The organism is Microbacterium sp. VKM Ac-2923, from assembly GCF_022815605.1.
GTDB lineage: Bacteria > Actinomycetota > Actinomycetes > Actinomycetales > Microbacteriaceae > Microbacterium.
The window spans coordinates 196,249-218,352 of sequence record NZ_JALGRP010000002.1; the positions used below are offsets into that span (position 1 = coordinate 196,249).

13 protein-coding genes are annotated in these 22,104 nt (G+C 71.2%); 5 read left to right on the forward strand and 8 right to left on the reverse strand.

The window, feature by feature from the left end; genetic code table 11:
* Positions 1 to 273: 273 nt before the first annotated feature.
* Together MT347_RS04115 and MT347_RS04120 are read right to left on the reverse strand one after the other, a co-directional pair.
* Positions 274 to 3,216 carry a UPF0182 family protein gene (locus tag MT347_RS04115; protein ID WP_243498343.1) on the reverse strand — a complete coding sequence of 981 codons (2,943 nt, stop codon included), beginning with the start codon at positions 3,214 to 3,216 and terminating at the stop codon, positions 274 to 276.
* A 43-nt stretch (positions 3,217 to 3,259) separates the two neighbouring features.
* Positions 3,260 to 4,387 (reverse strand): S16 family serine protease, encoded by a 1,128-nt coding sequence (locus MT347_RS04120; RefSeq protein WP_243498344.1) that lies wholly within the window; start codon positions 4,385 to 4,387, stop codon positions 3,260 to 3,262.
* Between the two features lie 127 nt (positions 4,388 to 4,514).
* On the opposite strand from MT347_RS04120, the gene MT347_RS04125 reads away from it, so the two are divergent.
* Positions 4,515 to 5,963 (forward strand): zinc-dependent metalloprotease, encoded by a 1,449-nt coding sequence (locus tag MT347_RS04125; protein ID WP_243498345.1) that lies wholly within the window; start codon positions 4,515 to 4,517, stop codon positions 5,961 to 5,963.
* A gap of 1,006 nt (positions 5,964 to 6,969) precedes the next feature.
* Here MT347_RS04125 and MT347_RS04130 read toward each other — a convergent pair.
* Both MT347_RS04130 and nudC read right to left on the reverse strand, forming a co-directional pair.
* The gene (locus tag MT347_RS04130; protein WP_243498346.1) at positions 6,970 to 8,721 is read right to left on the reverse strand and encodes an ATP-dependent helicase; all 1,752 of its coding nucleotides are present in this window, start codon (positions 8,719 to 8,721) and stop codon (positions 6,970 to 6,972) included.
* Positions 8,718 to 9,896: an NAD(+) diphosphatase gene (gene nudC, locus MT347_RS18345; RefSeq protein ID WP_308194201.1), complete on the reverse strand. Its 1,179-nt coding sequence runs from the start codon at positions 9,894 to 9,896 to the stop codon at positions 8,718 to 8,720. The genes MT347_RS04130 and nudC overlap by 4 nt, the downstream gene beginning before the upstream one ends.
* A 104-nt stretch (positions 9,897 to 10,000) precedes the next feature.
* Between nudC and MT347_RS04140 the strand changes: the two genes are divergently transcribed.
* On the forward strand, positions 10,001 to 11,437 hold the full coding sequence (locus MT347_RS04140; RefSeq protein ID WP_243498347.1) for an aminoglycoside phosphotransferase: 1,437 nt from the start codon (positions 10,001 to 10,003) through the stop codon (positions 11,435 to 11,437).
* A gap of 57 nt (positions 11,438 to 11,494) precedes the next feature.
* Here the strand turns inward: MT347_RS04140 and MT347_RS04145 are convergent, their stop codons facing one another.
* Positions 11,495 to 14,782 (reverse strand): ATP-dependent DNA helicase, encoded by a 3,288-nt coding sequence (locus MT347_RS04145; RefSeq protein ID WP_243498348.1) that lies wholly within the window; start codon positions 14,780 to 14,782, stop codon positions 11,495 to 11,497.
* Entirely contained in the window at positions 14,779 to 17,925 is a 3,147-nt protein-coding gene (locus tag MT347_RS04150; RefSeq protein ID WP_243498349.1) for an ATP-dependent DNA helicase, read from the reverse strand. Before MT347_RS04150 ends, MT347_RS04145 begins: the two co-directional genes overlap by 4 nt.
* 209 nt (positions 17,926 to 18,134) lie before the next feature.
* Between MT347_RS04150 and MT347_RS04155 the strand changes: the two genes are divergently transcribed.
* Positions 18,135 to 18,359: a DUF3107 domain-containing protein gene (locus tag MT347_RS04155; protein ID WP_243498350.1), complete on the forward strand. Its 225-nt coding sequence runs from the start codon at positions 18,135 to 18,137 to the stop codon at positions 18,357 to 18,359.
* 10 nt (positions 18,360 to 18,369) lie between these two features.
* Positions 18,370 to 18,657 (forward strand): hypothetical protein, encoded by a 288-nt coding sequence (locus MT347_RS04160; RefSeq protein ID WP_243498351.1) that lies wholly within the window; start codon positions 18,370 to 18,372, stop codon positions 18,655 to 18,657.
* Between the two features lie 129 nt (positions 18,658 to 18,786).
* Here the strand turns inward: MT347_RS04160 and MT347_RS04165 are convergent, their stop codons facing one another.
* Positions 18,787 to 19,503, reverse strand: coding sequence for a ferritin-like fold-containing protein (locus tag MT347_RS04165; protein WP_243498353.1), 717 nt, complete (start codon positions 19,501 to 19,503; stop codon positions 18,787 to 18,789).
* Between the two features lie 149 nt (positions 19,504 to 19,652).
* On the opposite strand from MT347_RS04165, the gene MT347_RS04170 reads away from it, so the two are divergent.
* Positions 19,653 to 21,104 carry a DEAD/DEAH box helicase gene (locus MT347_RS04170; RefSeq protein ID WP_243498354.1) on the forward strand — a complete coding sequence of 484 codons (1,452 nt, stop codon included), beginning with the start codon at positions 19,653 to 19,655 and terminating at the stop codon, positions 21,102 to 21,104.
* Positions 21,105 to 21,180: 76 nt separating this feature from the next.
* Here the strand turns inward: MT347_RS04170 and MT347_RS04175 are convergent, their stop codons facing one another.
* Positions 21,181 to 22,041: a PHP domain-containing protein gene (locus tag MT347_RS04175; RefSeq protein WP_243498360.1), complete on the reverse strand. Its 861-nt coding sequence runs from the start codon at positions 22,039 to 22,041 to the stop codon at positions 21,181 to 21,183.
* Between the last annotated feature and the right edge of the window lie 63 nt (positions 22,042 to 22,104).

Below are 22,104 nucleotides of genomic sequence, written 5' to 3' on the forward strand. Positions count from 1 at the left end.
GTGTCCAGGACACGCGGACGCCCGTGAAACATACTCCGGGTGTTGTGGACACTCGACCCAGGATGCGTGCCCGGCGGCGCATCGTCACGCTCAGTGTCCACGACACCCGGACACCCGCGAAACTCCTCCAGGTGTTGTGGACACTCGACCGAGGTGCGACGGCACTCAGCGGCGCGGACGCCGCGCGGGACCGATGTCGCCCGCCGCAGGAGCCGGGCGCACGAACGACGCCGGCGCCCCGCAGAAGCGGAGCGCCGGCGTCGGTGAGGGATGTCAGCCCGCGGGCGTGGCCTCGGGCGTCGGGGTCGGGGTGGCCTCTCCGCCCTGGCCCTCCGCCTCGAGCGCCAGCAGGCGCTGGACGGCCGCGGTGAGGCGGGCGTCCTGCTGGGCGAACGCGGCCAGGTCACCGCTGGTGAGCGCGGCCTGTCGTGCCGTCAGCGCGTCTCCGGCTTCCTGAAGCGCAGCGGCGTAATCGCCGCCGGGAGCCGGCGTGGTACCGCCCTCGCCCGTGCCGCCCTCGCCCTGGTCGCTCGGGGTCACGGCTTCGTCTCCGGTGTTCGCACCCGAGTCGCCGCCGAACAGTGTGTCGAGCGCTTCGCTCAGCGTGTTCTCGAAGGCGATCTCATTGCCGAACGCGACGAGGACGCGGCGCAGCTGCGGCAACTTGGTGTCACCGGACGACTGCACGAACACAGGCTGCACGTAGAGCAGACCGCCGCCGACGGGGAGCGTGAGCAGATTGCCGTTGAGCACCTGCGACTGCCCCTGCTGAAGGATGTTGATCTGCGACGAGACGTTCGTATCGGAGTCGAAGGTGTTCTGCACCTGGCCCGGTCCCGGTACCGTCGTGGCCGCGTCGATCACCAGCATCCTGAGGCGACCGTAATCGTCGCGCTTCGTGCCCATCTCGTCGCCGGCGTTGGAGTCCACGGCGAGATAGCCGGTCAGGACGTTACGCGCCTGCCCACCCTGGGATGCCGGGATGAAGCTGGTGAACATCGAGTAGGTCGGTGCCTCCTGGCTCGGCATCTTCATCGTCAGGTAGTACGGCGGCTGGAAGGTCGCCGGGTCCTGCGGGTCGTTCGGGGTGGTCCAGCGGTTGTCCTGCTGGAAGAACGAGCGGGCATCGTCGACGTGGTAGACGCCGAGCATCGAGCGCTGCACCTTCATGAGGTCGGTGGGGTAACGCACGTGGCTCATGAGGTCGGCCGACATCTCGCTCCACGGCTTCAACGACGTCGGGTAGATGTTCTGCCACGCCTTGAGCAGCGGGTCCTCGTCATCCCACGCGTACAGCTCGACGGAACCGTCGTAGGCGTCGACGGTGGCCTTGACCGAGTTGCGGATGTAGTTGATGTCATCCAGCGCATACGTCGGTGCCGGGTTGTTGGAGTCGGCGATCGCGCGCGAGAGCGAGACACCCGAGGAGTACGGGTAGTTCGCGCTCGTCGTGTACCCGTCGATGACCCACTTGATGCGGCCGTCGACGACCGTGGGGTACGGGTCGCTGTCGAGCGTCAGGTAGGGCGCGACCTTCTGCACACGCTCTGCGGGCTTGCGGTCGTACAGGATCTGCGAGTCGGAGTTGACGTAGTCCGAGAACAGGATCTGCTCCGACTGGAACTTCAACGCGTAAATGAGTCGGTTGAACACGTTGCCCACGCTCGGACCGCCGTCGCCCGCGAAGGTCGTGCGCGTCTCGGTGCCGCCGTCGGCGCCCAGCGGGTAGTCGAGCTCGATCTGCTCGCCGCCCTCGGGCCCGCCGACGATGGAGTACGGCGGCGACTGCTCGCCGAAATACACGCGCGGCTCGTAGTTGAGGTCGGTGAGGAACCCGGTGCCGGGGATCGCCTGCTCGAGGAAGACGGGGTCACCGTCGGCCGTGCGCTCGTTGCCCGCGGCCGCGACCATGCCGTAGCCGTGGGTGTAGACGAGGGTGGTGTTCTGCCACGAGGCCGCGTCGCCCAGCTGACCGATGTTGAGCTCGCGCAACGACACCACGGTGTCCTGCGTCTGCCCGTTGATCGTGTAGCGGTCGACGTCGAGCGGGTTCTGGAACTGGTAGTAGGCACGGTACTGCTCGAGCTGACGAACGGTCGGACCGATGATCGCGGGGTCCATGATGCGCAGCTGCGCGGTGGACTCGGCGTCGTTGCGAAGCTGTCCGGCCTCGGCCTCGGTGGTGGCCTGGAAGTTCTCCTTCTCGACCTTGTCGATGCCGTAGGCGGCCTTCGTCCCCTCGAGGTTGCGCTGGTAGTACTGGCTCTCGAGCGCGAGCTCGTTCGGACGCACCTGGAACGTAGTGACGGCCCACGGGATCGCCGCGCCCACGACGATGGCCGACACCACGAGCAGCGCGGTGCCGATGAGCGGGTAGCGCCAGCGCCCGAGGAACGCCGTGACGAAGAAGGCCAAAGCGACGATGACGGCGGCGATCGCGAGGATCGTCTGCCCGGGGATAACGGCGTTGGCACCCACGTAGCCGGGGCCGGTGATGCGCTCGGACGGCTCCACGAGCGTGCGGAAGCGGTCGAGCCAGAGGCTCGCGCCCTGCAGCAGCAGGTAGAGGCCGGCCAGGATCGCGAGCTGGATGCGGGCGGCCTTGGAGATGCGCAGTTCGCGCTGACCGACCCGGACGGATCCGTACAGGTACGACACGATGCCGGTCAGCAGCAGGCACACCAGGACCACCGCGGAGGCGAACCCGAGGGCGGCGGCGTAGAACGGCATCCCGAACAGGTAGAACCCGGTGTCGAGGCCGAACTGGGGGTCGGTGACCGAGGTGGCCACTCCGTTCAGCCACAGCCACGTCGTCTCCCATTGCGCGGAGGCGGCGAAGCCGGCGAAGAAACCGAAGAAGATCGGGATCCCCCACATCGCCAGGCGGCGCAGCGGCTCCACGACCTCTTGGTAGCGATCGAGCTGGGAGTTCAGGCGTGCGTACACCGGACGCAGGCGGTAGGCGAGTTGGATGACGCCCCACACCGGCACCGCCATCGCCAGGAAGCCGACGACGAACATCACGCTGCGGCCGATCCACTGGGTGGTGAGCACGCCCGTGAATCCGAGCTGTGAGAACCACAGCCAGTCGGAGTACAGGTTGGCGAAGACGAAGAACGCCACGACCAGCGCTGCGATCACAGCGAGGGTGATCGAGACGATCCGTCGGGAGCGGTTAGGAGGCGTGGCCTGGTTCGGAACTGAGGTCGTGGTCACCCCTTCATCCTAGGCGTGGCCTTCTCGGGGTAAGCCGTGAATGCTACGATCCCGAGCCACACGTCGGCAGGGCGTCCAGGTCGCCCCCGTCGCGCACCGTCTCGAGCACCGTCAGGGACTGCTGCAGAGTCGAAGTCGAGAACACCCGGATGCCATCGGGCACATGGCCGACGACCTCGTTGCAGTTCGCCTCGGGCGCCAGAAAGAGCGTGGCTCCGGCATCCCTGGCCCCGTACAACTTCTGACGGATGCCGCCGATGGGGCCGACGTTGCCGTCGGCGTCGATCGTGCCGGTGCCGGCGAAGTGCTCGCCGCCGGTCAGGTCGCCGGGCGACATCTTGTCGATGATCCCGAGCGCGAACATCATGCCGGCGCTCGGACCACCCACGTCATTCAGCTGGATCGTGACATCGACGGGCAGATCGAACGAGATCAGGAGGCCGACACCCAGGAGGTACTGCGTCTCGCCGTCGGCCTCGGTCGCCCGCGGGGTGACCTGAACGGAACCGGCGATGCCGCCACGCTCGTACTCGATCTCGACGGGCGCCCCCGCGGCATCCTGGACCTTCGAACGGATGCCGCTGACGCTCGTGACGGCCGTGCCGTCGACGGAGGTGATGACGTCGTTCTGCTGCAGGGCGCCCGCGGAAGCTCCTGCCTCGTCGACCGTCATGACGGAGATCTGCTGGGGCACGTCGTAACCGAGTTCGCGGAGGGCGGCAGCGCTGGCCTCGTTCTGGGAGTCGGTCATGAGCGCGGCGTTCTCGGTGTTGCGCTGCTCAGTGCTCTGACCCGCGGGGAAGATCCGGTCGATGGGCACGACGGCGCGGGAGCGGTCGAACCACGCCGAAGCGAGCTCCAGCCAGCTCGGCGTGCGGTCGCGATTTCCGCTCACCTGGACCGTGAGCAGATCGAGCTGCCCTGTCGTGGTGGAGTCATCCTCGTCGGGAACGGAGATCAGCGGCACTTCCTGACCGTCGGCGTCGGTCGAGGTGCCCAGGGTGTTGAAGACCGGACCCGGCTGCTGGATGACGTACGCCGAGGGCAGGAAGGTGAGCACGAGCAGAACGATCGCGGCGACCGCGAGAGCCCAGACGCCGACGACCGTGCGACGGCGCCACCGCTCGCGGGGAGCGGGCACGACGGACACGTTCTCATCGAACAAGGTCACAGTGGGGGGTCCTTTGCCGGGTCGTTCGCGCGCGGCGTAAGCGGCGCGGGGCCGGGCCGGCAGATGCGGGGAAGCGTGCGACTAGCGTAGGACTCGTTCCCCCAGACCTGGCTGAAAGGCGGCCGAAATGGCAGACGAGAACCGCGGGCCCGACGACCAGAGCCCCGAGGAGGAATTCCAGGAGCTGATGCGCCGCCTGATGTCGGGCGACACCAGCGGAATCGATCCGGAACAGCTCTCGCGCCTGGCGGGGATGCAGATCGACCCCGCCATGCTCCAGCAGGTGATGAACCAGCTGCAGGGCGCGTTCGCGGGAACGCAAGAGGGCGTGGACTGGAGCCTGGCCCAGCGCCAAGCGCTGCACATCGCCAATCAAGACGGGCTCGGCGTGACCACCGGTCAGCAGACCGACCTCGATCAGGCCTTCACGCTCGCCGGTCTCTGGCTGGGCGAGGCCACCACCATCGCCGACCTGCCGCGCCCGCCCCGTGCCGTCACTCGCGGCGCCTGGGTCACCGCCACGCTGCCGGTGTGGCAAGAGCTCGCGGAACCCGTCGCCACCAGCATCGCCGACGCCCTGACCGCGGCCCTCGGCCAGCAGGTGCCCGATGACATGCAGGAGATGATCGCCGGAGCCGGACGCCTCATGCGCACGGTGGGCGGCTCGCTCTTCGCCACCCAGCTCGGCCACGTCGTCGGACGCCTCTCGACCGAGGTCGTGGGCGGGGGCGACGTCGGCATCCCCGTCATGCCCGACGGCGAAGCGGCCATCCTGCCGCAGAACTTCGCTGATTTCGGCCGCGACCTCGAAATCCCCGAGGACCAGTTGGCGCTCTACCTGGCCACGCGCGAGCTCGCGCACGCTCGCCTGTTCCGCCACGCGCGCTGGCTGCGGCTGCACGTCATCTCGCAGGTGCGCGACTTCGCCCACGGCATCCGCGTCGACACCGACGCCCTCGAAGACCTCGCCTCGCGTTTCGACCCGTCGCAGCCCGAAGAGCTGCGCGGCGCGCTCGAGAGTGGGGCGCTGCTGCCCGAACGCTCCGAGGAGCAGACCGCGGCCCTCACCCGGCTCGAGAACCTGCTGGCCACGATCGAGGGCTGGGTCGACGTCGTCACCGAGGACGCCACCTCGCGCCTTCCCTCCGCGGTGCGTATCGCCGAGGCCGTGCGCCGGCGCCGCGCGGTCGGCGGCCCCGCCGAGCAGGCCCTCGGCTCCCTCGTGGGCCTCGAACTGCGCCCCCGTCGCATGCGCGAAGCCGCCGCCCTGTGGCGCCAGGTGACCGACGCGGTCGGCGTCGAGGGCCGCGATGCCCTGTGGGACTACCCCGACCTCATGCCCACAGCCGACGACATCGACGACCCTGCCGCGCTGATTGCTCGTCTGACCGCCGCGTCGCGCGGCGAGGCCGCCCCCTCGGATGCCATGGACGACGCTCTCGCGCAGCTTCTCGCCGAAGAGGCGCAGGGCGGGCGGGACGAGGCGTCCTCGGGGGATGCCGGGGACGCGGGCACGTCGACCGATGAACGACCGGATGACGAGGGGGCCGCGCCCGGCGACCAGCGACCGGTGTAACACGCCGCAGTCGAACGCGCCCGGGGTCTCACTCCGGGCGCGTTCGTCGTGAGGCGTGATCGCGACGCGCGACGCGCGACTCGTGCGGGGCGCGACTCCCGACGCGTGCTGCGCGCGAGCGCGGGTGGAGCCGCCGGGTTGGGCGCGAGCGCGGGCGGAGCCGCCGGGCGGGGCCGCGAGCGCGGGTGGAGCCGCCGGGCGGCGCGCGAGCGCGGGTGGAGCCGCCGGGTTGGGCGCGAGACGCGATCGCGTGCGACGGCTGCGGCGCGGCTCCTCCCCAACAGCGGATGCACTCCGGAGGGTGGGGACAGCGGCATCCGGGTGTGACGAGCGGGTCAGGATCGAGCCATGATCCGACTCGATTCCTCCGCTCCCCCGCTGTGGCGCGACGACGGGCGCGTGCAGTTCGGCGCACCCGCCGTCGCGCGAGCCCCGATCGTCGCTCCCTGGGTCGATGTCGTGGTCGCCGCGCTCGTGACGGGGACGACGCGGGCAGAGGTGCGGGGTCTCGCGGGCCTGCACGGCGCCGCCGACGGCGAAGCAGACGGCCTGCTCGATGCGATCGCGCCCGCCCTCACGCGACGACGGCGGCAGGAGCCGATCGCCCTGCAGGTCGCCGACGACCTCCCCTCACGCGCGGCCCGCGCCGTCCTCGCCGCCCTGCCCCCACGCGCGAGCGTCCTGCCGTGGGCGGGGGCGGCCGCGCCCCGGGTGCCGGCGGGGACGCGGGTGGTGCTGCTGGGCGCCTACCGCGTCGATCCGCGACGCGCCGCCGGTCTCGTCCGCGACGACGTGACGCACGTCCCGCTCACCCTCGACGGCGGTGGCGCCACCGTCGGTCCCGTCGTGGTGCCCGGTCGCACCGCCTGCCTCGCCTGCCTCGATGCCCACCGTCATCGCGACGACGCGCAGTGGCCGACGATCGCGGCGCAACTCCTCGGGCGCCCGCGACCGGAAGTCGACGTCGCCCTCGCCGCCGAAGCGGGACGAGCCGCCCGGTTCCTGCTCAGCGCGCCGACCGAGCCGACGACGAGGTCGCTGCGCCTGCGCGCCGATTCGTCCCGGCGGGCCTGGGAGTTGCATCAGCCGAGCGAAGACTGTCAGTGCCGATCTCCCGGAGGAAGCGAGACGGAGATCGCTCCATCCGCCCCCGGCCTCGTGCCCAGCTCACCGATAGCGTCCGCGCTGCTCGCGTGACGCCGACGTAGGCGAGTCGGCGTTCCTCGTCGACTGCCTCGAACGTCTTCGCGTACGAAATCGGCAGCAGCCCCTCACTCACCCCCACGAGGTACACGTGGTCCCACTCCAGGCCCTTCGCCGCGTGCAGGGTGGCGAGCGTCACCGTGCGTGTGGTCGGCTCGTGCTGGTCGCGGGCACGTGCCTGCAGGTCGTCGGTGAACGAGCGCAGATCGGTCCCCTCCGACGCGTCTTCGGCGAGGCGGAGCAATGCCGCCCGCGCCTCCCATGCTTCGCGCAGCGCTCCGCCGGCCGCGGGCGGATCGTCGGTGAGTCCGATGCTTCGCAGCACGTCGCGCACCGTCGCGAGGAAGCCGGTCTCCATCGGGGCGACCGAGGCCGCGCGGAGGGCCATGAGGGCCTGGCGCACCTCGGGCAGGTCGAAGAATTTGCGCCCGCCGAGCACCGACGCCGCCACCCCGACGGCCGACAGCGCCGCGAGCAGGGCCACCGACTGCGCGTGAGCGCGGTAGAGCACCGCGACGTCGTGAGGGTCGACGCCGCGCGCGAGCGAGTCGGCGATGGACCGTGCCACCGCGGCCGCTTCGTCATCGTCGTCGTCGAACGCGCGCACGGAGGGAGTCGGGGTGTCCAGGGCGCTGGCGGCCACCAGTTCGAGAGCGCCCGCCCGACCGCGCATGAGGTCGTTGGCCACGGCGAGTACGGGGGCCGCCGAGCGGTAGTTGCGCTCGAGCCGTATGACGCGGGCATCTTCGTGCGTCCGCTCGAAGTCCAACAGGTAGCGTGCGTCGGCGCCCGTGAACGAGTACACCGTCTGACTCGCGTCACCCACCACGCAGAGGTCACGACGGTCGCCCAGCCACAGCTCCAACACGCGGTTCTGCAGGGGCGAGACGTCCTGGTACTCGTCCACGGTGAAGTGGCGGTACTGCTCGCGCACGGCCGCTGCGACCCGCGGCTCGGCCTCGATCATGCCCGCGCACGTCAGCAGCACGTCTTCGAAGTCCATCTGACGCCGATCGTCTTTCAGCTTCTCGTACGCGCGTTGCAAGGCGACGACCTGATCGACGCCCAGCCGCCCGACCCCCTCGGGACGATCCGCGGCGTACCGCTCGATGGAGCGCAGCGTGACCTTCCGCCACTCGATCGACGCGGCGACGTCGCGCAGCGTCGCGGTGTCGGGTGCGAGCCCCACGCCGTCCGCGGCGTGCGCCAGCATGCGCACCTTGTTGTCGATGATGGAGGGAGCCTGGTCGCCCGCGAGCGTGGGCCAGAAGAAGTTGACCTGCGCGAGCGCGGCGGCGTGGAACGTGCGGGCCGAGACGCCGGAGACGCCGAGGGCTCGAAGGCGTCCACGCATCTCCCCAGCCGCCTTCGCGGTGAACGTCACCGCCATGACCCGTTGGGGCGAGTACGCACCCGTGTCGACGCCGTGGGCGATCCGCCGCGTGATGACCCGCGTCTTGCCGGTCCCCGCCCCCGCCAGCACGCAGACCGGACCGCGCAGGGCGCGCGCTGCCTCGAGCTGATACTCGTCGAGTCCGTCGAGCGGCCCTGTCATGCGATCCCCCGATACCAGTCGTCGATGAGACGTCGCGCGATGGACGCCGCGCCGGGCAACTGCACGTCGGCCTCACCGCGGAGAGCCGCACCGACCTCGTCACGCGTGAACCACCGCACCTCGACGATTTCGTGGCCGTCGGCACGCGCATCACCGTCATCGACGACCCGGGCCCGGAAACCGAGCATCAGCGAACGCGGATACGGCCACGCCTGCGAACCCCGATACGCGATGTCGCGCAGCCGGACACCCGACTCCTCCTGCACCTCGCGCGCGACGGCGTCTTCGAGCGACTCCCCCGCCTCGGCGAAACCGGCGAAGCACGAGTACCGCTGGCCACCCCAGGCGGCGTTCGCCCCGAGGAGGATCCGATCGTCCGACTCCGCAGAGGTCACCAGCACGATGACGGCCGGGTCGGTCCGCGGAAAGTGCTCACGCCCGCACACCGGGCAATGTCGTGACCAGCCGGCGTGCCCGGTCAGCGTCCGCGAACCGCACGCGGGGCAGAAGGGCGCGTCGCGCAGCCACCCGGCCAGAGCGACCGCGGTGGTCAGCAGATCGGCCTCGCCGGCCGGCAGCTCGCCGCCCGCAGCGCGCAACGGCGCCCACACGGCATCCGGAACGAGCAGATCGGATGCGGAGTCATCGAGGACGGCCAGCACCACCGCGTGCCTGTCGTCGTCGCGGCCGAGGAACGCCCAGTGCCCCACGCCGGGGACGGCGGGGCACTCGCCGACGGACGGCTGCGCCTCGACGTCGGCGGCGGGGGACACCGTCGAGGCACCGTCCGTCGACGCACGCTCCACCGAGGCACCGTCCATCGACGCGCGGTCCATCGACGCGCTGTCCATCGACGCGCTGTCCATCGAGGCGCTGTCCGTCGAGGCGCCGTCCGTCGAGGCGACGGTCCCGGCGGCGAGCGGTTCGGCGCGGGCGGGGACGACCTCGACGTCGGAGGTGGTGCCGGTGGGGGAAGCCGCGCGTCGCAGCCGCGGCAGGTCCACCAGGGCGAGACGCCCCGCGGTCATCGGCGCGGCGTCGCGCCGGACGGCGAGGATCCGGGTGCCGGGCTCGGTGAGGACACGAGCCAGCAGGCTCTCGTCTTCGCGCTCCGCACCCGAACGGTCGACGCGCACCTCGGGAGCCGAGGACGGCGAGGATGCGGGAGACGACATGATGCACCTCTCTCACGGGTGGATGGGGGCGGTTCCCGCGCGACCTCCCCCCGTCAGGGCGTGGCGCGGACGACGGAGCGAGGGGCCCACCTACCCTGGGAGGCATGGCACGCTCGCCCCTCATTTTAGCTGCGTCGGCGACGACGGCCCTGCCCGGCACCGCGTTCACCAGTGCCCGGGCGCTCACCGAGAATGCGGCTGGACGTTTCGACTCGGCGCTCGCGCGCACCGGCGACGGCCACGAGGTCGTCGTGCGCATGCCCGCAGACGAAGAGGGTGCGCACGATCTCGCCGCCGAGTCGCGAGCCCTGCACGCCCTGACAGCCGGCGTCCGCGCCCTGCTGCCCTTCGCCGTGCCCCAGGTTCTCGGCGAGAGCGGTTCCGGCGCACAGCGCGTGCTCGTCGTCGACCACATCGAGGGGTACCGCATCGACCCCGCGCATCTGCCGAAGGGGCCTGGCTACGCTCCCGCGATCGGCGGAGCGCTGGCGGCGGTCCACGCCCTTCCGGCATCCATCGTGCGCACCGACGGGCTACCGGTTCGCTCGGCCGCGCAGGTGCGCGACGACGTCCGGCGCCTGCTCGATCGCGCGGACGCCACGCATCGTGTGAGCGACGACCTCATGCTGCGCTGGCGACGTGCGCTCGAGGTCGAGGAGCTCTGGCGGTTCGAATCCGCCGTCGTGCTCGGCGGGGCGTCGAGCTCCTCGATCGTCCTGGCCGACGACGCCGACGGCGTCCCGCACGTGGTCGGCATCCTCGAATGGTCGGGACTCAGCGTCGGCGACCCCGCCGTCGACCTGCGGTGGTTGGCATCGGCCCCCGCCGCCGACGACGACGTGCACGAAGGATACGCCGCCGCCGGCGACCGCTCCCCCGACCCCCTGCTGCGCGAGCGCGCCCGTCTGTACGCCGAGTTGGAGTTCGCCCGGTGGCTCGTCCACGGACACGACGCCGGTCAGGCCGATGTTGTCACCGACGCGGTGGCCCTGCTCGACGCCCTCGCCGACGGCGTGCGCGGCGACCACATCGTGCCCGAGACCCGCAGTGACATCGACGACGCCATGGCCTTGGTCGAGAGCGTGCCGCCCGTGTCGGCGGCGGGTGGCGTCGACACCTCGATGCAGACCGATGCGTACGACCCCGAGGCGCTGTCGTTGTACCTCGCTGCCGAACGCGATCGCGCGGCCGCCGCCGAGGCGCTCGCCGTCGCCATGGACGACCGCACGAATCCGGATGCCGAGACCGGCGCCATCCATGTCGACCAGCTCCCCCAGCCGGACGGCATCGACCCGGATGCCACCGCCCCCGTCGACCTCGACGGCTGGACCGGGGCTCCTGCCCGAACCGCGGATGACCGGAACGCCCCCGGAGCACCGAATCGCAGCAGCGCCCCTCCTCGCGAGGCGGAGGCAGGCGGAGAGTTCTCTGCCCACGAAGACTCCGTGTCGGCGAGCAGCGTCGATGACGACGAAGAGGACGCCGCCCGCGCGAGCCGTGCTGCCCTGCGCCGGTGGGGAGTCTCGGGCGACGCGTCGTGACGCGGACGCCCGAGTCGCCGCAGCGGAGGCCGTGGGTCGACGCCGACGGCTCCCCGTTCAGCCCCGCAGCACGAGCTCGTCACCCACGTAGAACAGCGTGACGTCGATCAGGTCGAGATCGATGCCGTGCTTGGCGTGGTACGCCTCGCGGTAGAGCTCGAGCTGCAGCATGCGGGCGCGCCGATCGGCCTCGGTGGTCGGTGGGCGGCCCGTCTTCCAGTCGACGATCTCGTACCGCTCGCCGCGTCGGTACACGGCATCCAGCTTGCAGATGATCACGTGCTCGCGCCCGTCGAGCCTGGTGGTGACGAAGTCGATTTCGGTCTCGACCTCGAGCGGACGCAGGCCCGCCCACTCGGATCGCTCGAAGCACTCACGCAGACGCTCCAGCTCTGCGGCATCCGCGACCGACGCGCCGACCTCGTCGTCGTCCCACAGGCCTTCGTCGTCCAGCCCGATTCCCGCACCGATGTGCCCCGACCGCCGCTCCACCCAGGCGTGGAAGAGGGTGCCCAGCCGCGTCTGCCGGTAGGGCCGTTCGGGCATCGGCCGACGGAGGTCGTCGATCGCCCGACCGTAGTCGGCGACGAAGTCCTTGAACTTCGACGCGGGGATCCGCGTGGGCGCGGGGGAATGCGAGGGTCGCAGTCGGTCGGCGCGTTCGGCCAGCAGCAGTTCGAGGTCGGCGTCGGCGCGGGCAGGAGGGTCCGAACGGGCGGCGTTCGCGGCCGCTGCGGCCGCCGTGATCGCGGTCCGGCGCGCACCCAGAGGGTCGAGCGGCCAGTGCAGGAGCCGGCGCTCCCCGTCGTAGGGGTCGTCACCGGGTTCGCCGGTCTCGAGGTCGATGCGCAGCGCGTCGGCAGCGTCCTCGAGGAAGACGCTCGGTCGACGTGGACGCTTCGTTCCCGACCAGCTCGACCCCGATAGCAGCAGATGATCGCGGGCGCGGGTGAACGCCACGTAGGCCAGCCGGCGGTCCTCATCGAGCTGACGCGCGCGGTTGTCCGCCACGAACGCCTCGATCGCGGCCTTGAGGTCTTGCTGGGTCTCGGCCCCGCGCCATCCGAGGACGGGGAGCCACGCGGAGTCGCCGCGGAACTCGGAGGGCAGGATGCCGAACCCCAGCCAGCCCTTGGTGTCGCGTGGCAGCGACGGCAGTTCGTCGGTCACGAGGCGGACGACGGCCACGGCATCCCACTCGAGACCCTTCGAGCCGTGGATCGTCAACAGTTGCACGACATCGGCCTCGGGCGGCTCGGTGCGCGGAGCGAATTCGTCGGCCTGCTCGGCGTGATCGAGCCACGCCAGCAGACTGGTGACCGAGCCCGACTCGTCGGCCGCGAGGAATCCGCGGATCTCGTCGACGAAAGCGCGCAGCTGAGCGGAGGCGATCCGCGCCGGCCCTCGCGACTCGTTGGCCGCGAGTTCGATATCGAGCCTCAGCTCGGCCTCGATCAGTCTCATCAACTCGGGGATCGGCGCGCCGATGCTGCGGCGCAGTCCGGCGAAGACGGCCCCCGCCTCGCGGAGACGCGAACGACCCTCGGGTGTGATGCCGGCCAACCAGCCGTGGCCGTCGGTCTGACGGGTGACGAAGTCGAGGGCGTCGACGAGCGAGGCCCGGTCGGCGCCCGGGGTGGTCCGCAGGCGGTCCACCACGTCGGCTTCGAGCGGTTGCAGGGAGACGTCGTGGGTGGCGAGGCGACGCGCCAGCTGCGCGAGCGCCCTCAGGTCGGCGAGCCCGATCGCCCAGCGCGGTCCCGCCAGCAGCCGGATCAGGGCCGAGCCCGCCTCGGGGTCGCTGATGACCCGAAGCACCGACACCACGTCGACCACCTCGGGCGTCGTGAGGAGCCCACCCAGCCCGAGGATGCGGTGAGGGATGCCCCGCCGGCCCAACGCGTCGCCGAACCGCACCATATGCTTCTTACTGCGGAACAGCAGCGCCCCCGTGGTCGCGCGTCCTTCCGCCGAGCGGGCGGCCCGCACGCCCACGAACCACGACGCGACCCGGTCGGCCTCGGCATCCAGATCGTTCTCGAAGACCGTCTCGACGACACCCGCCGGCGCATTCGGCCGCGGCCGCAGCTCCTCGACGGCGACGGCCGAGCGCGGAGCGAGCGGAGAGAGCACCGCGTTCGCGGCGACCAGCACACGCGCGCTGTTGCGCCAGCTGGTCAGCAGCGAGAAATGCAGACATCCGCCCGCCGGGGCGAAAGCCCCGGGGAACCCGCCCAGGTTTCCCGCGCTCGCGCCTCGCCAGGCGTAGATGGCCTGGTGCGGGTCGCCCACGGACATGACCCCGGTCCCGCCGAAGAGGGTGGACAGGAGATCGGTCTGAACGACGGAGGTGTCCTGGTACTCGTCGAGCAGGACGACGCGGTACCTTTCCCGGATCTCGTCCACGACCGCTGGATGCTCCCGGGAGATGCGGAGGGCTCCGGCGACCTGATCGGCGAAGTCCATGACGCCGAGACGCACCTTCTCCCGGTCGTACGCCGCTGCGAGGGTGGCGAGCAGGGAAAGCGCCGACACTTTGGCCGCCGCATCCGCGACCTCTTTGTACACGTCGACGCGGTTCGAGATCGACGGGCGTTCGACGATGCGCCCGAAATCGTCGGGGAACGCGGCGAGCCGGTCGAGGTCGACGAGATTGTCGACACCGTCACGGGCGATCCGCAGCGCCGCATCGATGAGGGAGCGCGGTGATTCCTGTCGGTCCTCGAGGCGGGGGTCGTCGGAGGCGAAGACGACGCGGCGCATGAGCAACCATGCCGCCGACTCCGACAGCACGGCGGACTCGGCATCCCGACCGATGCGCAGACCGTGCTCGCGCACGAGGGAGTCGGCGAAGCTGTTGTATGTCGACACCGTCGGACGGTGCAGCAGCTGATCGGCGTCGGTCGCCTGTTCGGCGGAGACGCCGATCTCCGCGGCGAGGGCATCGAGGGCCTCTCGCCGTGCGACGTCGCCTCGGGCGCCCTCCAGCTGCGCAAGGTCGCCGAAGACGGCGAGTCGTCCGGCCGCGTGGAGGTCGGGAAGGGCGGGCAACAGGCCGCGCGATTCGAACTCGGACAGACGCTGCAGACGCTTCTGGATGCGCTCCGCCAGCTCGCCGGCGGCTTTGCGCGTGAAGGTCAGACCGAGCACCTCGTCGCGACGGACGTGGGCGTTGGCGACGAGCCACACGACGCGACCGGCCATCGTCTCGGTCTTGCCGCTGCCGGCACCCGCCACCACCAGCGCCGGCACGAGCGGCGCCTCGATGACGGCTGTCTGCTCGTCGGTGGGCGGGAACTGCCCGAGCGCGGCCGCGATCGTCGCGGCAGACAGCCTGCCGCTCACGAGGCGCTCACCGCCGAGACCGTGTGGATGCGACACAGACCGTACGAGAACTCGTCGCGGCAGTGCACCTCGTAGGGGGCCGCGAAACTCGTCCCTCGCATGACGTCGACGGCGCGTTGCACGCGCGTGACGAACCCTTCGCGCTGCGCGTCGTCGAACGGGGGCTGTGTCGGCTCGGCGTACTCCTTCTTCGTCGCGCTCGGGCGCAGCACCAGCAGCTTCGCACCGCCGGACGGCAGACCAGCCACCTGCTCGATGGATCCCGACGAGAAGGCGAGCTGGTAGGCGGCGAGCTGCGGATTGTCGGCGACCTTCTGATCGGTCTGCGGCTCGTTCTTGCCGGTTTTGAGGTCGACGATCACGACCTCGCCCGCCGGGGTGATCTCGACGCGGTCGATGTCGCCGCTGAGCACAGCCCCGTGCACGCCCGCGTCGTCGATCGGGATCGGCACCTCGAAGTGCCGCTCCGCTCCCACGAGACGTCCGCCGGCGTCGTCGAAGCGACGCAGGTAGACGGCCAGGCGCCGCACGAGGTCGCGCGCCCGGGTGCGCTCGGCGCGCTCGCGCCAGACGGCGTCGAACGCGAGCTCACCCCAGCGCTCCTCCACGACCGCCCACAGGTCGTCTTCTGAGGGGGTTGCCGCCGTTTCGAGCGCCGCGTGGATGATTGTGCCGATACCGGCCGTCGTCCCCCCGCGGTCGCCGCCGAGGTCGGCGATCACCCAGTCCAGCTCGCACTCCTCGAGCGCGTGCAGGCGCGACGGCGAGACGCGGACGTCTTCGCGTTCGAGGTCGCGCAGAGGTGCCGTCGAGGTGGGCGGGGCGACGCCGTACCACTGCTCGCTCGCGGCCCCCGCGACGTCGGCCGCCGCGAGCAGGGCGAGCTGCGCGGCCGCGTGCGCACGCTCCGCCGCGACGACGCGCGGGCCGGTCAGCGAACGTCGGTGGCGCGCGACGAGTCCCCGCAGCGACAACGGGTGTTCCGGGATGGATGCCGCCGGCTCGGGCGCGGGAAGCATCTCGAACAGCACGCTGGGGCCGGTGTCGTCGTCGTCGACCGCGGTCACGACCACCCTCTGCTCGGCACGGCTGAGTGCCCGAACGAACAGTCGCAATTCGTCATGCATCGCCGCGCGGCGGCGGTCGAGCATGCCGGCGGCCGGGAGATCGGGGTTCTGCACGGCGTCGGCGAGGCGCCAGGTCTCGAGCAGTCCCCCGCGCAGACGGGTGTTCGGCCAGACGCCCTCCTGGACTCCGGCGATGATGACCGTGTCGAACGCCGTTCCCGCCGCCGCTGCGGGGGTGAGGATGCGCACCGTGTCGACGACGGCCGGCTGCTCGATACGATCTTCGGCGACGTCGCTGTCGATGACGGCCCGCAGAAACGTCGACGCTTCGCCGTCCGGCTCGCGTTCGGTGTAACGCTTGGCCGCCTGGAAGAGGGCGACGATGGCGTCGAGATCGCGGTCGGCTTGCTCCGCGAGGGGGCCATGCCCCTTCGACGCCTCTCGCCAGGTGCGCGCGAGCAAGCTGCGCTCCCATGCCGTCCAGAGCATCTCGTGAGCTGTCGCCCGCGACCGCGCCTGGGCGCCGAGCGCTGCGAGGGTCTCACCGAGCCGGATCGCTCGCCGCGCCTCGCGGGAGTCGACGCCGGCGAGTTCGAGCGGGAACCGCACCCCCGACACCAGCAGCTCCGTCGCCGGTCGTCCACCCCCGTCGGATACCTCCGCATGACGAAGGGCCGTGCGCAGCCGGCGCAGCTCGATCGGATCGAGGCCGCCGAAGGTACCGAGCAACGCGTCGACGACCGCATCAGGTACCCAGTCGGCGGGGTCGGTCATACCCAGCTCCACGACGCGCACGAGGTCGCGAACCGGACGCTGCACCCCGAGCGCGAGGCCGGGGCCGCTCGCGCGGGCCGGCACCTCGCGCGCCGCGAGCTCGGCTTCGAGGGTGGCCACCTGACGGGAGTCGTGCGCGATCACGGCACAGGACCCCCACGGCACCCCGTCGAGCACGTGTCGTTCGCGCAGCAGTCGGGCGATCGCGTCAGCCTCCTCGGCGGGCGAGCGCAGGAGATAGCTCCGCACCGACCCCTGCGGTGTCGCACCCACGGGCGCCCGACGATGCGCGACCACACCGGCCGCGCCGATGCGCGAAGCCACGTGGCGCACGAGGTCGACCTGCTCGGGCGTGCCGCGATGCGCCGTCCCCAGTGCGACCGTCGTGCCGAGCTCGCGCGCGAGACGGGCGAAGTTCTCGGGTGTCGCTCCGCGGAAAGCGCCAGACCCGACGTCGGGATCGCCGAAGGCCACCACGCCGATGCCGAGTGAGCGGCACGCACCGAGCACGTCGATACCTCCCGCCGTGAGTTCTTGCGCGTCGTCGACCAGGATGCAGCGCAGAGCCGCGAATCGGCCCAGCAGCTCGCGGTCCGCCCGGGCATCATCGAGAACGGAGACAGCCTCACGGGCGAGGTCGGCGGCATCTCGATGCGCCCCGCGCATCGAGGCCCGAACGGCTCGATACTCGTCGGAGAAGGACGCGAGCGAGGCCCACACGGGGAGATCGAGGTGCGTGGCCAGGTCGGTGAGGTCGGTCGACGACACCCCGAGGTCGGTGCACTCGGCCAGGAAAGCACGGACGTCGCCACGGAACCCGCGGGTCGCCCGAATCGCGGGCCCCAGCCACTCGGGCCAGCGCGAGACACCGCCGACCTCGTCGAGCGCGTCGCCGTCGAGCAGATCGCGGATGATCTGGTCTTCGTCACCGCCCGTGAGGAGTTGCGGCGGTTCCGCGCCACGGCGCACCTCTGCTCCACGCACGAGCTGGAAGGCGAACGACGCGACCGAGCGCGCGAGCGCGCCGGACGTGGCATGTGCCACAGCGAGCGCGAGGGGGTCGCGCAGAGCCGTCGCAGCCGGCCGCGTGGGGGTGAGGACCAGAAGATGGTCGGGATCGACCCCGGACGCCACGAGCTCGCGGACGCGTGCGAGCAGGGTCGAGGTCTTGCCCGAGCCCGGTGCGCCGACGACGACGCCGCTGACCTCGGCGGCCCACGACACGACCGCCTGCTGATCGGCGTCGAGGCCACCAGCGAGCAGAGGAGACGCTGCGGGCGCGGTGGCATCCGTGATCTGCATGCGTCCACGCTAAACCGGACCTCCGACATCGCTCCGCGCGGGTCCGGAGCGCCGCTCGATCTCCACGCGACCGCCCGGGCGAACAGCGGCCTCCGCGCACGTTCGCCGTCCGCGAAGACCCGCCCTCGCCGGGTCGTGGTGTCGCGCGCCTGCCCTAGAGTCGAAGGACGCGCCGGGCCGACCGCGGCCCCGCGAGGAAAGGACCCATCGTGGAGATCCGCATCGGCATCACCAACACCGGCCGCGAGCTGAACTTCGAGACCACCGAGAGCTCCGACGCCGTCAAGGCCGCCGTCGCGACGGCCCTCGACAACGCAGCCAGCCACGTCAGCTTCACCGACGTCAAGGGCAACTCCTACCTCGTGCCGACCGCTAACCTCGCCTTCGTGGAACTCGGCACAGAAGAGTCGCGCCGCGTCGGCTTCGTCGCCTGATCCCCCGGCCGTGCAGATCCTGATCGGCCTCATCCTCGGCGCCGTCATCGGTATCGCCGCGCACTTCGCGCTGCCGCACCGCGAACGGCGCGGCGCGGCACTCGCACCGCTCGCGGGCGCCGCCGCCGCCGCCGTGGTGTGGACCGCTCTGACGTGGGTGGGACTCGGAGTCGACTCGCCGATCCTCTGGATCGTTGCGGTGCTCGCACCTGCGGCGACCGTCTTCGCGCTCCTCCCCCTCGTCACCCGCGCGCGCGTCGCCCGCGACGCGACGGACCGCTCCCGGCTCGGCGTCTGACCTCGCGCCTCCCCCCGGCGCCCGCACGGTGCGACGTGTGGGTGGCGCACCTTCACCGCACAACGCGCGCTCCGCGATAGCCCGCGACGTCCAGTTCGGCGGCCACCCGCCACCGCGAGACCCTCGGCGTCAGGCCGCCAGGCCCATGGCATCCATCCGCCGCGCGTGCGCCCCCATCAGCTCGCTGAAGACGGGTTCCACCTTCGCCTCATCGGCGCGATCGAGATGGCCGTGCCGGAGCGCCGCGCGAGCGACGAGCAGCGTGTCGCCGACGAGGCGACGCCCCCACAGCGCCAGGAGCCAGCGCCACTCCTCATCGCTGTCGATGGTCCCGGCGAGGATGTCGACGATGGCCTGACGGTCGTCGTCGGCCTGCAGGATGCGGGCTACACGACGCCCCGTGTCGCCGTAGCTGGACGACAGGGCGAGGTAGAAGTCGTCGAGGAGCCCTGCCGTGATGTGCACGGTGAGCATGGTCTCCTGGGGGCGCACGCCGTGGGTGTTGCGGCGGAAGGCGTCGAGCGACTCTCGGAACGGCAGCATGAGCTGCGTCGGATCGGCCCCGCGGTCGCGGATCAGCGCGACCAGCTCTTGGTGTTTGATGAGGGCCGCCCCCGCCGCGCGCGAGAGCGACTCCTTCTCGACGAGCTCGGGCGTCAGCGCGATCAGTTCGCTGAGCGTTTCGAAGAAACCCAGCTGGAGATACGCCGCCTGCCCGAGAAATGTCTCGACGTCGGGCGCGAGTTCGGCGAAGTCGACGCGCATGGCCTCACCGAGGTCGCCGCGCGAGCGCAGTTGGAGCGTGCGGCCCACGGGGCGCTGACGACGACGGAACCACGCGAACACGTACGACAGCCTAGGCGTCGGGGGCGCCGGAGACACGCCGGGTAGAGTGGTCGAGTCCCGGCGATGGATCGGGACCCCGCGCCTGTGGACGAGTGAGGGCGTGGATTCGACTCCCCAGGCGGTCTCTCGCCGCCGGAACAGGCACGCTCATGACGACATTCGCCGAGCTCGGCATCGACCAGGACATCGTCGACGCCCTGGCATCCAAGGGCATCGTGGATGCCTTCCCCATCCAGGAGCAGACGATCCCCCTCGGTCTCCCCGGTCAGGACATCATCGGTCAGGCCAAGACGGGTACCGGCAAGACGTTCGGTTTCGGCATCCCGGTCGTCCAGCGCCTCGGGCTCGACCCCGCGCCCGGCGTGAAGGCCCTCATCGTCGTCCCGACGCGCGAGCTGGCCGTCCAGGTCTACGAAGACATGGACATGCTCGCGAGCAACCGCCCCACCAGCGTCGTCGCGATCTACGGCGGCAAGGCGTACGAAGGACAGATCGACCAGCTCAAGGCCGGCGCGCAGATCGTCGTCGGCACCCCCGGCCGCCTCATCGACCTGGCCAACCAGCGCCTGCTCGACCTGTCGAACGCGACCGAGGTCGTGCTCGACGAGGCCGACAAGATGCTCGACCTCGGCTTCCTCGCCGACATCGAGAAGATCTTCTCGAAGGTCCCGCCCGTGCGGCACACGCAGCTGTTCTCGGCCACCATGCCGGGGCCCATCGTCGCCCTCGCGCGCCGGTTCATGTCGAACCCGATCCACATGCGCGCCAACGACCCCGACGAGGGGCTGACCCAGGCCAACATCAAGCACCTCGTCTACCGCGCGCACTCGCTCGACAAGGACGAGGTCATCGCCCGCATCCTGCAGTCGGACGGTCGCGAGAAGGCGGTCATCTTCACGCGCACCAAGCGCGCCGCGCAGAAGCTCGTCGACGAGCTCGGCGACCGCGGCTTCAACGCCGCCGCGGTGCACGGCGACATGAGCCAGGAGGCGCGCGAGCGCTCGATGGCGGCCTTCAAGGCCGGCAAGAAGGACGTGCTGATCGCCACCGACGTCGCCGCCCGCGGCATCGACGTCAACGACGTCACCCACGTCATCAACCACACGATCCCCGACGACGAGAAGACCTACCTGCACCGCGCCGGTCGTACCGGGCGCGCCGGCAAGACCGGCATCGCGGTGACGTTCGTCGACTGGGACGACCTGCACAAGTGGGCGCTCATCAACCGCGCGCTCGAGTTCGGCCAGCCCGAGCCCACCGAGACGTACTCGTCCAGCCCGCACCTCTTCACCGACCTCGACATCCCCGAGGGCACCAAGGGCCGCCTGACGACTGCGCCCAAGGCCGTCGTACCCCGCCCCGAGAAGAAGGCCGAGGGGTCCGCGGATGCCGAGGGCGAACGCGGTCAGCGTCGTCGACGTCGCGGCGGCTCGCCGTCGGGTGCCGCGGGCGAGACCGTCGGCGCCGACCGCGCGGAGGCCGGTGCCGGAACGCACGACGGAGCCGGTAAGGAGCACCACGACGGCAACGCCGCCCCGCGTCGCCGCCGTCGCCGTCGCAGCGGCGGCAGCTCGGGCGCACCGACCGCCCCCGTCGCCTGATACGGAGACGCTCTGACGGCGCCGATCCCTCCGGGGGTCGGCGCCGTTCCGTCGTCGGGCGAGGCCCGTCCCGGCGTCAGGGGAAGACCGGCGCCGTCCCGCGGCCGAGGGCGAAGAGCCGCTCCACCATGTCATCCGGTGTCGTGTTCTCGCCCGGGAGGTTCGGCTTGCCGAGCCCGTGGTAATCGCTCGAGCCGGTGACGATGAGATCGCGCGCCGCCGCGAGGTCTGCCAGCAGTGCGGTGGGCCCGGGGAGGTTCTCCCGGTGGGCCAGCTCGAAGCCGGCGAGACCCGCGTCGAGCATGGACTCCAGGACGCTGTCGGGGAGGAGCGCCCGGCCCGCCGGGTGCGCGATGATCGGCACCCCACCGGCTCCCACGACCAGTTCCACCGCGGTCACCGGGTCGGGGGCGTACAGGGCGACGTAGTAGTCGCCGGACGGGTGCAGGATGCCGGCGAACGCCTCGGTTCGATCGGCGACGATGCCCCGCGCGACGAGAGCGTCGGCGATGTGCGGGCGCCCCACGGTCGCGCCGTCGGAGGTCTGCGCGGCGATGTCGTCCCAGGCGATGTCGTAGTCGTGCGAGATGCGTTCCGCCATGATCTGCGCCCGGTCCATACGCGATGAGCGGATGCGGTCGGTCATCGCCCGCAACCGCTCGTCATCCGGGTCCACGAGGTAGGCGAGCAGGTGGACGCTGCGCCACCGGTGTCGAGCCGACAACTCCATTCCCGGCACGAAGGTCATCCCGAGCGAGGTCGCCGCCTCGGCCGCCTCCGGCCATCCCGATGTGGTGTCGTGGTCCGTCAGGGCCACGGTGCGCAGACCGTGTCGATGGGCCGCCGCCATCACCTGCGCGGGCGGCTCGGTGCCGTCGGAGTGCGAAGAGTGCAGATGGAGGTCGCTCGGTCCGGTGAATCGGGGAACGTGCGGCACTCGTCGAGCGTAGCGCTCCGCTCCCGCGCTCGGACGGGGGACGCTCCCTCGTGGTACGCAGGC

Coding starts and splice junctions, on each gene's coding strand:
- MT347_RS04125 (WP_243498345.1), top strand. CDS start 4,515: ATGGCAGACGAGAACCGCGGGCCCGACGACCAGAGCCCCGAGGAGGAA.
- MT347_RS04130 (WP_243498346.1), bottom strand. CDS start 8,721: ATGACAGGGCCGCTCGACGGACTCGACGAGTATCAGCTCGAGGCAGCG.
- nudC (WP_308194201.1), bottom strand. CDS start 9,896: ATGTCGTCTCCCGCATCCTCGCCGTCCTCGGCTCCCGAGGTGCGCGTC.
- MT347_RS04140 (WP_243498347.1), top strand. CDS start 10,001: ATGGCACGCTCGCCCCTCATTTTAGCTGCGTCGGCGACGACGGCCCTG.
- MT347_RS04150 (WP_243498349.1), bottom strand. CDS start 17,925: ATGCAGATCACGGATGCCACCGCGCCCGCAGCGTCTCCTCTGCTCGCT.
- MT347_RS04170 (WP_243498354.1), top strand. CDS start 19,653: ATGACGACATTCGCCGAGCTCGGCATCGACCAGGACATCGTCGACGCC.